General features: G+C 69.8%; 13 protein-coding genes. 8 read left to right on the top strand and 5 right to left on the bottom strand.

The window, feature by feature from the left end; genetic code table 11:
* Positions 1–123: 123 nt before the first annotated feature.
* Both MQP27_RS30750 and MQP27_RS30745 read right to left on the bottom strand, forming a co-directional pair.
* Positions 124–1,683: a glycosyl hydrolase 53 family protein gene (locus MQP27_RS30750; RefSeq protein WP_242769271.1), complete on the bottom strand. Its 1,560-nt coding sequence runs from the start codon at positions 1,681–1,683 to the stop codon at positions 124–126.
* 146 nt (positions 1,684–1,829) lie between these two features.
* The gene (locus MQP27_RS30745; RefSeq protein ID WP_242769268.1) at positions 1,830–3,851 is read right to left on the bottom strand and encodes a beta-galactosidase; all 2,022 of its coding nucleotides are present in this window, start codon (positions 3,849–3,851) and stop codon (positions 1,830–1,832) included.
* Positions 3,852–4,081: 230 nt separating this feature from the next.
* Between MQP27_RS30745 and MQP27_RS30740 the strand changes: the two genes are divergently transcribed.
* The 7 genes from MQP27_RS30740 (at position 4,082) to MQP27_RS30710 (ending at position 10,054) form a co-directional block, all read left to right on the top strand.
* Positions 4,082–5,401 carry an ABC transporter substrate-binding protein gene (locus tag MQP27_RS30740; RefSeq protein WP_242769250.1) on the top strand — a complete coding sequence of 440 codons (1,320 nt, stop codon included), beginning with the start codon at positions 4,082–4,084 and terminating at the stop codon, positions 5,399–5,401.
* Positions 5,398–6,324 (top strand): carbohydrate ABC transporter permease, encoded by a 927-nt coding sequence (locus MQP27_RS30735; RefSeq protein WP_242769246.1) that lies wholly within the window; start codon positions 5,398–5,400, stop codon positions 6,322–6,324. Before MQP27_RS30740 ends, MQP27_RS30735 begins: the two co-directional genes overlap by 4 nt.
* Positions 6,321–7,226 carry a carbohydrate ABC transporter permease gene (locus MQP27_RS30730; RefSeq protein WP_242769234.1) on the top strand — a complete coding sequence of 302 codons (906 nt, stop codon included), beginning with the start codon at positions 6,321–6,323 and terminating at the stop codon, positions 7,224–7,226. Before MQP27_RS30735 ends, MQP27_RS30730 begins: the two co-directional genes overlap by 4 nt.
* Positions 7,223–8,254 (top strand): LacI family DNA-binding transcriptional regulator, encoded by a 1,032-nt coding sequence (locus tag MQP27_RS30725; RefSeq protein WP_242769232.1) that lies wholly within the window; start codon positions 7,223–7,225, stop codon positions 8,252–8,254. Before MQP27_RS30730 ends, MQP27_RS30725 begins: the two co-directional genes overlap by 4 nt.
* Positions 8,255–8,354: 100 nt before the next feature.
* The gene (locus MQP27_RS30720) at positions 8,355–9,098 is read left to right on the top strand and encodes a methyltransferase domain-containing protein (protein ID WP_242769230.1); all 744 of its coding nucleotides are present in this window, start codon (positions 8,355–8,357) and stop codon (positions 9,096–9,098) included.
* Positions 9,099–9,246: 148 nt separating this feature from the next.
* Positions 9,247–9,597, top strand: a complete 351-nt coding sequence (locus MQP27_RS30715; RefSeq protein ID WP_242769228.1) for a VOC family protein — start codon at positions 9,247–9,249, stop codon at positions 9,595–9,597.
* 70 nt (positions 9,598–9,667) lie between these two features.
* Positions 9,668–10,054 carry a MarR family winged helix-turn-helix transcriptional regulator gene (locus MQP27_RS30710; protein WP_242769226.1) on the top strand — a complete coding sequence of 129 codons (387 nt, stop codon included), beginning with the start codon at positions 9,668–9,670 and terminating at the stop codon, positions 10,052–10,054.
* A gap of 243 nt (positions 10,055–10,297) precedes the next feature.
* Here the strand turns inward: MQP27_RS30710 and MQP27_RS30705 are convergent, their stop codons facing one another.
* Positions 10,298–10,897 (bottom strand): TetR/AcrR family transcriptional regulator, encoded by a 600-nt coding sequence (locus MQP27_RS30705; RefSeq protein ID WP_242769224.1) that lies wholly within the window; start codon positions 10,895–10,897, stop codon positions 10,298–10,300.
* A 100-nt stretch (positions 10,898–10,997) separates the two neighbouring features.
* Between MQP27_RS30705 and MQP27_RS30700 the strand changes: the two genes are divergently transcribed.
* Positions 10,998–11,912, top strand: coding sequence for an oxidoreductase (locus tag MQP27_RS30700; protein WP_242769219.1), 915 nt, complete (start codon positions 10,998–11,000; stop codon positions 11,910–11,912).
* A gap of 31 nt (positions 11,913–11,943) precedes the next feature.
* On the opposite strand, the gene MQP27_RS30695 is transcribed toward MQP27_RS30700, so the two are convergent.
* Together MQP27_RS30695 and MQP27_RS30690 are read right to left on the bottom strand one after the other, a co-directional pair.
* Positions 11,944–12,357, bottom strand: coding sequence for a nitroreductase family deazaflavin-dependent oxidoreductase (locus tag MQP27_RS30695; RefSeq protein ID WP_242769218.1), 414 nt, complete (start codon positions 12,355–12,357; stop codon positions 11,944–11,946).
* Positions 12,358–12,459: 102 nt separating this feature from the next.
* On the bottom strand, positions 12,460–12,897 hold the full coding sequence (locus tag MQP27_RS30690; protein ID WP_242769217.1) for a VOC family protein: 438 nt from the start codon (positions 12,895–12,897) through the stop codon (positions 12,460–12,462).
* Positions 12,898–13,033: the final 136 nt, after the last annotated feature.

Genomic DNA, 13,033 nt, shown 5'->3' with positions numbered 1-13,033 from the left:
TGACTCGGCGGTCCTTGTCCGGTACCGAACGGCGCGGTCTGTCCAGGCGTGCCGGGCACCGGCCCGGTACGAAAAGGGCGAGGGCCCGACCGCTCCCCTGCGGCCGGGCCCTCTTCTCATGGTTCAGCGATGGCTGAACCAGCTCATGGCGGAAGTCGCCTTGTTCGAGTAGTCGAACAGGGCCTGGTTCTCCCAGCCGTTGCCGGAGGTGGAGTCGGTCGGGTCCCAGCCGTTGCCGGTGACCGCGGTCCAGGTCGCCTCCCAGTAGAAGACACCGAGTCCCTTGTTGCCGGGGACGGCCTCGACGATGTTCGCGACGGCGTTCATCCACGCCAGCTGGCCCGCCTGGGTGGCCGGGTAGCCGGTGACCAGCTCGCCGCTGGTGTCGATCTGGTTCTCCAGCGAGTCGTTCTGGGACAGCGTGAACGGGTAGGCCGTCTCGGCGATGAAGACCGGCTTGCCGTAGCGGGAGACCACGTCGTCCAGGGTGGTCTGCGCGGCGGCCAGCGAGCCGTGCCAGTAGCCGTAGTACGACAGCCCGATCACGTCGTAGTTGATGCCGTAGGTCTTGGCGTTGTCGAACCACCAGCGGACCGTCGCGTCGTCGCCCGCGTTGGCCAGGTGCAGGGCGACCTGCGTGCTGGAGGAGACCGCCTTGACCGCGCTGTAGCCGGAGTTGATCAGCCCGGCGAGCTGCGACCAGTTGTCGGTGGAGCCCTCGGACCACAGCATGCCGCCGTTGATCTCATTGCCGACCTGGACCATGTCGGCCGTGGTGCCCTGGGCCTTCAATGCGTTCAACACGTCGTACGTGTGGTTGTACACGTCCGTCTTGAGTTGACTGTATGTGTGCGAGGACCAGGCGGCGGGCTTGGTCTGCTTGCCCGGGTCGGCCCAGCTGTCCGAGTAGTGGAAGTCGACCAGCAGCTTCATGCCGGCGGCCTTGATGCGCTTGGCGACGGCGAGCACGCGCGTCTTGTTGTTGTAGCCGTCGGCCGGGTCGACCCACACCTTCAGGCGCGCGTAGTTCATGCCGGCGTTCTTCAGGATGGTGACCGCATCGCCCGTGGTGCCGGAGCTGGTCTTGTAGACGCCGCCGAGGGCCTCGCTCTTGGCGAGGGAGGAGATGTCGGCACCCTTGATCGACAGGCCGGTCGAGCCGGAAGCGAAGGTCAGGTCGTCAACATTGATCCAGTTGCCCGCGTTCGCGTCACTGTTGATGCTGATGGTGCACTGGTTGTTGGTCACATTGACCGACGTGACAATGCGGACCCAGCTGCTGGTGGAGACCGGCAGATCGGTCCTCTGCTCGGAACTGCCGCAGTTCTTCAGGGATATGTACGCGGAGTTCTGGCCGCCGCTGGAGCGGACCCAGGCGGTCAGCGTGTAGTTGCCGTTGGTCAGTCCCGACAGGTACTGGTACGTCTCCACCTTGTAGGCGGCGGACGAGTACTGGGACAGGCGGTAACTGCCGCTGTGGCCACCGGACTCGGTGTACGAGGCGCCGGTGTCGCCGTACTCGGACCAGCCGGCCGGGACGGCCACGCCCGCGCCGTCGGACTCGAAGCCGCCGTTGGTGAGCGTACTGGCGGCGTGCGCCGTGGTGGCGGGCACAGCGACGAGGGCGAGCCCGGCCACGAGCGGCAGCAGCAGGGCCCTTAGTGTGCGTCTGGGATGGAACATCTTCGTCCGTCGTCCCTTCGACGTGATGAGGATGGGGCGTCCCCTCCAGTGGGGGTTTCCCCGATGGGGTTCCTTCCGGTGGCACCCGGAGGGAGAGCCCCTCCGCCCGCGGCTCTCGTGGCACGCGCGGGCGGAGGGGAGTCGGCTCAGCCGTCGAGTCGTACGACCCGGACGGCTCCCGCGGGCAGCGCGAGGCGGCCCGCGGCGCGTTCACCGGTCAGCAGCTCGGTGCCGTGCGCCTCCAGCGGCACCTTCGCGTCCGAGCCGGTGTGGTTGATCGCGAACAGATAGCTGCCCGACTCACCGGTGCGGCGGACGACCTCGACGTCGCGGGGCAGGTCGGCGCGCGGGGCGACCCGGGCGTCCTCCAAGGCCCAGCCCAGCAGGGCGTCCAGGCCCTCGGCGGCGAGGCGGGTCGAGACGTACCAGGCGGTGCCCTCGCCGAGGTGGTGGCGGGTGACGGCCGGCCGGCCCGCGGTCAGGCCGTCGGCGTACGTCCACACGGTCTCGGCGCCGCGCGGCACCACGAACTCGCTCCACACGTCACCGGCGAGTTCGCTGCCGTCCGGGCCGGTGATGCGTACCAGCTGCCCCTGCAGCAGCGGCGAGAACTCCTCGACGGTCAGGCCCAGCACGTCCCGGAGCGCGCCCGGGTAGGCGCCCGGGTGGACGGCGTCGTGCTCGTCGACGATGCCGGAGAAGTACGAGACGACGAGGGTGCCGCCCCGCTCGACGTACTCCTTGAGGTTGTTCCCGGCCGCCTCCGTCATCAGGTAGAGGGCGGGCACGACGACAAGGGGATACCTCGACAAGTCGGCTTCCGGGTGGGCGAAGTCGACCGTGAGGTGGCGGTCGTACAGGGCCTCGTAGAAGGCGTCGGCGCGCTCGCGCGGGTCGTGGTCCTCGCTGGGGCGCCACTCCAGGTTCTGCGCCCACCAGGAGTGCCAGTCCCACAGGACGGCCACGTCGGCCTCGGTGCGGCTGCCGCGGACGGTGCTCAACGAGTCGAGGGACGCGCCCAGTTCGACGACCTCGCGCCACACGCGCGTGTCCGTGCCGCCGTGCGGGAGCATCGCCGAGTGGAACTTCTCGGCGCCGCGCCGGGACTGGCGCCACTGGAAGAACATCGCGCCGTCGGAGCCGCGCGCCACGTGGGCCAGGGAGTTGCGGGCCATCTGGCCGGGCGCCTTGGCCGGGTTGCGCGGCTGCCAGTTGACGCCCGAGGTGGAGTGCTCCAGGAGCAGCCAGGGGGCGCCGCCGGCGACGGAGCGGGTGAGGTCGGCGGCCATCGCGAGGTTGACGTGGGTGCGGCGGCCGTCGGTGATCAGGTAGTGGTCGTTGGTGACGAGGTCGACCTCGCGGCCCCAGGCCCAGTAGTCGACGGAGTCGCACTGGCTGAGGGCGGTCATGAAGTTCGTGGTGACCGGGACGCCGGGTGACAGGCGGTGCAGGATGTCCCGCTCCGCGCAGAAGTTCTCGCGCATGGTGTCGTCCGCGAAGCGCTTGTAGTCCAGCGCCTGGGCCGGGTTGACGGCCGTCGGGGTGGCGCGCGGCGGGTTGATCTGGTCGAAGCCGGCGTAGCGCTGGCCCCAGAAGGCGGTGCCCCAGGCCTCGTTGACGGCTTCGACGTTCTCGTACGTCGTCCGCAGCCAGCGGCGGAAGTGGGCGGCGCAGGAGTCGCAGTAGCAGGCGGAGACGGGGACGCCGTACTCGTTGTGCACGTGCCACATCGCGAGGGCCGGGTGGTCGCCGTAGCGCTCGGCGAGCTTGCCGGTGATGGTCGCGGCGGCCGCGCGGTAGTCGGCGTTGCTGTGACAGATCGCGGCGCGGGAGCCGAACTCGTAGCGCACGCCCTCGCGGCTGACCGGCAGCGCCTCGGGGTGGGCGCGGTAGAACCAGGCGGGCGGGCAGACGGTGGGCGTGCCCAGGTCGACGCGGATGCCGTTCTCGTGCAGCAGGTCGACGATCCGGTCCAGCCAGCCGAAGTCGTACACCCCAGGTGAGGGCTCGAGGAGCGCCCAGGAGAAGATTCCGAGGCTCACCATCGTGACGCCGGCCTCGCGCATCAGCCGGACGTCCTCGTGCCAGACGCTTTCCGGCCACTGCTCGGGGTTGTAGTCCCCACCGAAGGCGAGCCTGGTGAGGCCCCTGGGGCTGGTCTCCGGCATGGATCTCTCCCGTTTTATCGATCATTTGGGAACGTGCACACACAGCGGCGGTGGTGCGAGCCCAACATAACCGCACAGCAACAACCATTGACAAGTGTCCGGGATGTTTCTCTACTGTGAACGCTCACAGAGCAGCATGACAGGTCCTCGCGACGGGCGGGGGCCCGGCTCATGTGATTCGCATGGCAGGTTCCCGCAGCAGGCGGGGGCCCAGGTCAGGGGAGAGATCCATGCCCAACACGAAGCGCAGTCGCCTCGTGGCTTGCACCATCGCCGTCGCCCTCGGCGCCACCGCACTCGCCGCGTGCGGTTCGTCCGACTCGGACAGCAAGGCCGAGTCCGGTCCGGTCTCGCTGACGTACTGGACCTGGACGCCCGGCATGGACAAGGTCGTGGACCTGTGGAACAAGGGTCCGGGCAAGAAGGACCAGATCACGGTCACGGTGAAGAAGCAGGCGTCCGGCGACACGCTGGTCACCAAGATCCTCACCGCGCACAAGGCGAAGACGGCCCCGGACCTGGTGCAGGCCGAGTACCAGGCGCTGCCGACGCTGGTCAGCAACGACGCGCTCGCCGACATATCGAAGCAGGTCGGCGACGCGAAGAGCGACTTCGCCGAGGGCGTCTGGCAGCAGACCACGCTGGGCACGGACGCGGTGTACGCGGTGCCGCAGGACATCGGGCCGATGATGTTCTACTACCGCGCCGACCTCTTCAAGAAGTACGGCCTGAAGGTCCCGACCACCTGGGACGAGTTCGCCGAGACCGCCCGCGCGCTGAAGAAGAAGGCCCCGGACAAGGACCTCACCACCTTCTCCGCCAACGACTCCGGCCTCTTCGCGGGCCTCGCCCAGCAGGCCGGCGCCAAGTGGTGGACGACCTCCGGCGACAAGTGGAAGGTCGGCATCAACGACGCGGCCACCAAGAAGGTCGCCGACTTCTGGGGCGGCCTGGTCAAGGAGGGCGCCATCGACAACCAGCCGATGTACACGCCGTCCTGGAACAAGGCGCTGAACACCGGCAAGCAGATCGCCTGGGTCTCCGCCGTGTGGGCGCCGGGCACGCTGACCACGGCCGCGCCCGACACCAAGGGCAAGTGGGCCATGGCCCCGCTCCCCCAGTGGTCCGCCGGTGAGAACGTCACGGGCAGCTGGGGCGGCTCCTCCACCGCCGTCACCTCGGACTCGGCGCACAAGGAGGCCGCCGCCAAGTTCGCCGCCTGGCTGAACACGGACGGCACGGCCCTGCAGGCGCTGGCCAAGGAGAGCGGTATCTACCCGGCCGCCACCAACGCCCAGACCAGCGGCGCCTTCGCCACTCCCCCGGCGTACTTCTCGAACCAGTCGGACTTCTACACCAAGGCCGCCGAGATCGCGAAGACCACGGCGCCCTCGGCCTGGGGCCCGAACGTGAACGTCGCGTACACGACCTTCAACGACGCGTTCGGCGCCGCCGCCAAGAACAAGTCGGACTTCACGGCCGCCCTGGACAAGATGCAGGACGCCACGGTCGCCGACCTGAAGAAGCAGGGCTTCGAGGTCGCTCAGTGAGCAGCACCACCCGCCGGAGGTCGTACGGGGTCAAGGGGGCCCCGTACGCCTTCCTCCTCCCCGCAACGCTCCTCTTCGCTCTGTTCTTCGCGCTGCCCATCGGCTACGCGGCCTACCTGAGCTTCCGCAAGGTGCACGTCTCCGGGCTCGGCCTGGGTTCGGGTGCCCGCAAGGAGGTCTGGGCCGGCCTGGAGAACTACTCCGACGCCCTCACCGACAGCGAGCTGCTGCACGGGGCGCTGCGCGTGCTCGGCTACGGCTGCATCGTCGTCCCGGTGATGCTCGGCCTCGCCCTCCTGTTCGCGCTGATGCTCGACTCGGAGAGGGTGCGGCTCGCCCCCTTCACCCGGCTGGCGATCTTCCTGCCGTACGCCATTCCCGGCGTGGTGGCGGCCCTGATGTGGGGCTTCCTGTACCTGCCGGACGTCAGCCCCTTCTACTACGTGCTGGAGAAGCTGAACCTGCCGCAGCCGAACCTGCTCGACGGGGGTCCGCTGTACCTCGCGATGGCCAACATCGCGGTCTGGGGCGGCACCGGCTTCAACATGATCGTCATCTACACCTCGCTGAAGTCGATCCCGGCCGAGGTGTACGAGGCGGCCAAGCTGGACGGCGCCACCCCGCTGCAGATCGCGCTGCGGATCAAGATCCCGATGGTGGCGCCCTCACTGGTGCTGACCTTCTTCTTCTCGATCATCGCGACGCTCCAGGTGTTCAACGAGCCGACCACCCTCAAACCGCTCACCAACTCCCTGCCGCTGACCTGGAGTCCGCTGATGACCGTCTACCAGGACGCGTTCCGCAAGGGCGACATCTACCAGGCGGCCGCCGAGGCCGTGATCATCGCCGTCGCGACACTCGTCCTGTCCTTCGGCTTCCTGCGGGCCGCGAACCGCCGTCAGAAGCAGGAGGCCGCACGATGAGTTCCCTCGCCGTCCAGAAGGTCCCCGCCACGGCCGGCACCACGGGTACCGCCCAGGACCGTCCGCCGCTGCGCCGCCGGATCTCGCTGGTCCCGACGGTCACGCTGCTGATCGGCGCGATCTACACGCTGCTGCCGGTTGCGTGGGTCGTCATCGCGTCCACCAAGTCCGGGCGCGAGCTGTTCTCCACGTTCACGTTCCTGCCCGGCAGCGGCTTCGCCGACAACATCAAGCAGCTGAACGCCTATCGCGACGGCGTGTACTGGAAGTGGATGGGCAACTCCGCCCTCTACGCCGGTCTGGGCGCCCTGCTGTCGACGTGCGTGTCGGCGTTCAGCGGCTACGCGCTGGCGACCTACCGCTTCCGCGGTCGCGAGACGATCTTCAACGTCCTGCTCGCCGGCGTGCTGATGCCGCCGATCATCCTCGCCATCCCGCAGTACCTGCTGCTGGCCAAGGCGGACCTCTCGGACTCCTACCTGTCCGTGCTGCTCCCGCAGATCCTTTCGCCGTACGGCGTCTACCTCGCGCGCATCTACGCCGCGGCAGCCGTGCCGACCGACGTGGTCGAGGCGGGGCGGATGGACGGGGCGAGCGAGTGGCGGATCTTCACCCGGGTCGCGCTGCCGATGATGGTGCCCGGTCTGGTGACGGTGTTCCTGTTCCAGTTCGTGGCCGTGTGGAACAACTTCCTGCTGCCGTACATCATGCTCAGCGACGACGAGAAGTTCCCGATCACGCTGGGCCTGTACACACTGCTCGAACAGGGTGCCAACACTCCCGCGCTCTACACCCTGGTGATCACGGGCGCGTTCCTGGCGGTGCTTCCGCTGATCGCGCTCTTCCTGGTCGTCCAGCGGTTCTGGAGCCTCGACCTGCTCTCCGGAGCCGTAAAGTCATGACCATGAGCAACACGGGGGGCCGACGCAGACCGCCGACGATCCACGACGTGGCCCGCGAGGCGGGTGTCTCGCGGGGCACCGTCTCGCGGGTGCTCAACGGCGGGCACTACGTCAGCCCGGCCGCGGCGGAGGCGGTCAACGCGGCGATCCGCAAGACGGGGTACGTCGTCAACAGGCACGCGCGCTCACTGATCACCGGCCGTTCGGACTCCGTCGGCTTCCTGCTGACGGAGCCTCAGGAGCGGTTCTTCGAGGACCCCAACTTCAATGTGCTGCTGAGCGCCTGCACCCAGGCGCTGGCGGCGCACGACATTCCGCTGCTGCTGATGCTGGCGGGCACCAAGGACGAACGGCGGCGCATAACCCGCTACATCACGGCCGGTCATGTCGACGGCGTGCTGCTGGTCTCCAGCCACTCCGGGGACCCGGTCGCGGAGGAGCTGCACAAGGCGGGCGTGCCCCTCGTGCAGTGCGGCAAGCCCATGGGCCTCGGATCCAAGGTGAGTTACGTGGCCGCGGACGACCGGGACGGCGCCCGGGACATGGTTCGCCATCTGCTGTCGCTGGGCCGCCGTCGCATCGGGATGGTGAGCGGACCGCTGGACACGCCCGGCGGTGTGGACCGTCTCGCCGGGTACAAGGAGGTGCTCGCCGACGCGGGCATCGAGATCGACGAACGGCTCGTCGTCTCCGGCGACTACAGCCGGGCCAGCGGCGAGGCCGGGGCCGAACGGCTGCTGGCCCAGGCCCCGGACATGGACGCCGTGTTCGTCGCCTCCGACCTGATGGCGCAGGGCGCCCTGACGGCGCTGTACCGGGCGGGCCGCAGGGTCCCGGAGGACGTGTCGGTGGGCGGCTTCGACGACTCCGTCGCGGCGATCGAGGCGACCCCGCCCCTCACCACGATCCGCCAGCCCTACGACCGCATCAGCGCCGAGATGGTACGGGTGCTGCTCGCCCAGATCGGCGGCGAGGACCCGGCGGCGGTGATCCTGCCCACGGAGCTGGTGAAGCGGGACTCCACATAGCGGCAGGGGACATGGGCGCTCGGGGCCCGGGGGCCGAAGCTCCCGGGCCCCGTCCGTCGTTCCCTCCCCGGCACGGCCGTCCCTTCGCATACTGAGGGGCATGGCCATCTACGACACGCTCGGCACGACGTACGGCCTCACCCGGCGACCGGATCCGCGGATCGCCGCGCGGATCCACGCCGCGCTCGGGGACAGCGCCGAGGTGATCAACGTCGGCGCGGGCACCGGCTCCTACGAGCCGCCCCGCACGGTTCTCGCCGTCGAGCCGAGCCAGGTCATGATCGCCCAGCGCCTGCCCGGAGCCGCGCCCGCGGTGTGTGCCGTCGCCGAGCGGCTGCCGTTGCGCACCGGCGCCGCCGACGCCGTGATGGCGCTGCTGACCGTGCACCACTGGACCGACCCGGCGGCGGGTCTCGCCGAGCTGCGCCGGGTGGCCCGCCGCCGCATCGTCGTCCTGACCTGGGACCAGGCGGTCTTCCGCGAGCGGTTCTGGCTCGTGCGCGACTACCTCCCGAGCGCCGCCGCCTACGACGACACCCGCGCCGTACCGATCGGGCGGCTGGCCGAGCTGCTCGGCGGGGCGCGCGTCGAGCCCGTCCCCGTCCCGCACGACTGCACCGACGGGTTCGGCGCCGCGTTCTGGCGCCGGCCCGACGCCTACCTCGACCCACGCGTGCGTGCCGGGATCTCCCTGTTCGCGCAGACCGGGGAGGACGCCCTCGCCCCGGGCCTCGCGGCGCTCGGTGACGACCTGGCGACGGGCCGCTGGCACGAGCGGCACGCCGGTCTGCTCACGCTCGACAGCATGGACGTCGGCTACCGGCTGCTGATCGCGGACAGCTGATCTCCCGTACGGCGGACCCTCTGATCCTTGAGGTGGTCGACTCACGGCTCCAGGCGGTCAGGATTCGAGAAGCCGTCCACCGCTCCCCCGCCCTAGCGTGAAACCACCGACGAAAACCGTCGGGTCACCCGATGCGGAGGAGCACACCATGACCGCCGGCCTCAACACCGTCATCTACCCCGTCAAGGACATCGCCGCGGCGAAGGCCCTGTTCAGCGCGCTGCTGGAGGTGGAGCCGTACGCGGACGAGCCGTACTACGTCGGCTTCAAGGACGCCGGACAGGACATCGGCCTCGACCCCAACGGCCACGCCAAGGGCATGACCGGACCGGTGCCCTACTGGCACGTCTCCGACATCCGGGGCCGGCTCGCGGCGCTGCGCGAGGCGGGCGCCGAGGTGCTGCAGGACGCCCAGGACGTCGGCAACGGCAGGCTGATCGCCTTCGTGAAGGACGCCGACGGCAACCACATCGGGCTGCTTCAGGACCCGACCTCCTGACCCGGCCACTGCATGCACCCGCACTAATTGCACGCTCAACGAATGGCTGATTCGGTGTTACCGTGCGGGTATGGGAGCGAAGACGGCCGAGGCCCGGCTCGAGGACAAGTGGCGGGACATCCTGTCCACGCACGCTCGCACGATGTGCGAGATCGACCGGGTGCTGCACCCGTACGGCCTGGGCGCGAGCGACTTCGAGGTGCTGGACATCCTCGCCTCCGAGTCGCCCCGCGACGGGGACCAGTGCCGGGTGCAGAACCTGGTCGGCCGAGTCCATCTCAGCCAGAGCGCGCTGTCCCGGCTGATCGCCCGACTGGAGAAGGACGGCCTGCTGGAGCGCTCCGTCTGCGTGGAGGACCGCCGCGGCGTGTGGGTCACCCTGACCACCAAGGGCCGGGACCTGCACACCGAGGTACTGCCACTGCAACGCGCCGCGCTGGCGCGGATGTTGGGCTAGCGCCTGTCCGGCGGATCAGGTCGGCTATAAGAAACGGCGCCTCCTGGCTCACCCGAGCGGGGCCTGGCGCTCCCCCACTGCCTTGAGGGAGTCGACGCGGTGGGGGCACCTCCCGGCCGAAGGCTGGGGGACGTCGGCGAGTGACGACAACACGGCTGGGGGTGCCCCCTCCGGGGGAGTGCGTGCCAGACCCCGCGACGCCGAGCTGATCCGCCGGACAGGCCCCAGCAGTCGCGGGTACCCCTATTCCGGCGCGGCCCCCCGCAGGATGAAGGCAATCACGTCGTCGAGCGCGCGCTCGTCGGTGTCCGGGGGCAGCATGCCCGTGGCTGCGAGGTTGGCGTACCCGTGCAGGGTGGCGAAGATCGGCACGCCCACGGACTCCGTTGTCCCCGCGCGCAGTTCACCCCGGCGCTGCCCCTCGACGATCAGCTCCACCAGCAGGTCGGACCAGCGTTCGGTGGCCGCGACCAGCGCCTCGGACGCCTCCGGATCGTGCTTGATCGAGTACATCAGGTCCAGCAGTACGGCATTGCCGAGCGCGAACCCCACATAGGCGCGGACCATGGCGTCGAGGCGCTCCGCGAACGACTCCCCGAGCCCCTCCTGGGACGCCTTCAGGGCCGTCGCCAACCGGTCGAACCCGGTCAGCGCCAGGGCGTCGAGCAGCGCCTGCTTGTCCTTGAAGTGGCGGCTCGGCGCGGCATGGCTGACGCCGAGATCACGGGCGAGCTCACGCAGCGACAGCGCGGCCGGCCCCTTCTCCCGGAGCGTCTCCTCGGCGCGGGTCAGCAGCGCGGCGCGCAGGTCTCCGTGGTGGTAGCTGCGAGGGCGGGTGTACATACGCGCCAGTGTATCGGGCATGTGTTCCGTGACTACATTGTTGGCACCGCCATCTTTGTTGTCATTGACAGCATTGTTGGCGACGCCTACATTGGCTGCCATGACTACTGCACCCAGCAAGTGGACCGTGTCCGACATCCCCGACCAGACGGGCCGCACCGTCGTCGTCACCGGCGCCAACAGCGGGCTCGGCATCGCGACCGTGGAGGCGCTGGCCGGCGCCGGCGCGCACGTCGTGCTCGCCGTCCGGGACCCGAAGCGCGGCGAGGCCGCGGCGGCCGGGGTCGACGGCAGCGTGGAGGTACGCCGCCTCGACCTCGCCGACCTCTCCTCCGTGCGCGAGTTCGCCTGGAACTGGCGCGGCGATCTGGACCTGCTCATCAACAACGCCGGCGTCATGAACATCCCGGAGTCCGCCACCAAGGACGGCTTCGAGACCCAGATCGGCACCAACCACCTGGGCCACTTCGCCCTGACGAACCTGCTGCTGCCGCGCATCACCGACCGGGTGGTGACGGTGTCGTCCGGCGCGCACAGGATCGGCGGACCGTACATCCACTTCGACAACCTCAACCTCACCGGCGAGTACACGCCCATGAAGGCGTACGGCCAGTCCAAGCTGGCCAACCTGCTGTTCACGCTGGAACTGCAGCGCCGGCTGACGGAGTCGGGCTCGTCCGTGCGGGCCACGGCCGCGCACCCCGGCTATGCCGTCACGAATCTGCAGAGCCGTGACGCCAGCGCGGTGCGGCGTCTCCTCATGCGGGTCGGCAACCGCGTCATGGCCCAGGACAACAAGGCCGGTGCCCTGCCCACCCTGTTCGCCGCCGTCCAGGACCTGCCCGGCGCGAGCTATGTCGGCCCCGACGGCCTCGGTGAGATGCGCGGCGCCCCGACCCTGGTCGGCCGTTCGGCCGCGGCCGGCGACCCGGCCGCCGCCCGCCGTCTGTGGACGCTCTCCGAGGAGCTGACCGGCGTCACCTACCCCCAGCCCACCACCGTCGACGCGGCGTGAGGGACCGGGTTCCCGGCCCCGCGCCGCACGCTCAACTCCGGGCGTGCAGGCGGAAGACCGGATGGTCGGCGGGGTCCGGCAGCGCGGTCAGTACCGCGGAGACGGTCGGCATGCCGCCGTACTTGTCGCGGTACGCCGCCATGATGGGCGGGCGGTCGGCCTCGGGGACCTCCTCCGCCATGAGGTCCTCGGTGCGGCCGTGGGCGGTGACCCGGCACTCGGGCGAGGCCTGGAGGTTGAGCGCCCAGTCGCTCAGGCCGCGGTAGGAGACGAGGTAGCGCGCCCCCTCGTACTCCAGTACGGCGACGGGCACGGTGCGCCACTGGCCGCTGGTGCGGCCGCGCACCGAGAGCCGGGACACGACCGACCGCCCGAACAGCGGCGCGAGCCGGTTGCCGACGTTGCGCTGCATCCAGGGCGGCTTGAGATAGGTGCGGTCCTTCATACCGTGCCTCCTCCGTCGGTTCCTCCGTTGCAGGACCCCGCAGTCGCACTCCTGTGGATACTCCACCGTGAACGCACGGTTCACCAGGCCCTTGCGGAAGCGCTACGCGAGGCCGCCGAAGTCGGGGATGGTGACCGAGCCGTCCTCGGCGAGCGGGAAGCCGGGGTTGTGGGCGACTTCCCAGGCGTGGCCGTCGGGGTCGGTGAAGGCGCTGGAGTAGAAGCCGATGGCGTTGACGGCGGCGGGCTTGGTGACGGTCCCGCCGGCCCGCTCCACGGCCGCCAGCAGTGCGTCGACCTCGGCCTCCGAGCGGACGTTGTGCGCGAGGGCGATCCCGCCGAAACCGCTCGCCGGCGTGGGCTCCAGACCGCAGTCCCGGGCCAGCTCGTCCCGGCTCCACAGTACGAACCCGAGGCCGCCGGCCTGGAAGAAGACGGTCTCCGCGACCTCCTGTCCCCGCCAGCCCAGCGCCTCGTAGAAGGCCTTGGAACGGGCGAGATCGGAAACGCCCAGCGTGATCAGAGTGATGCGCTGTTCCATCCGGTCACCGTACTCGCGTGGACGGGCCCGCCGATGGCGTACTCAGGGGAGTCGCCCTCGCGGATCCCGCGCGCCACGTGAATGCCTCGATCCGCCGCGTTTTGCGGACAGTCCCCGCGCATCAGGGAGCGACGCG

This window comes from Streptomyces cylindrosporus (genome assembly GCF_022698165.1).
Classification (GTDB): Bacteria; Actinomycetota; Actinomycetes; order Streptomycetales; family Streptomycetaceae; genus Streptomyces; species Streptomyces cylindrosporus.
Note: the sequence above shows the minus strand (reverse complement) of the source record. Positions and strands in the feature narration are given on the sequence as shown.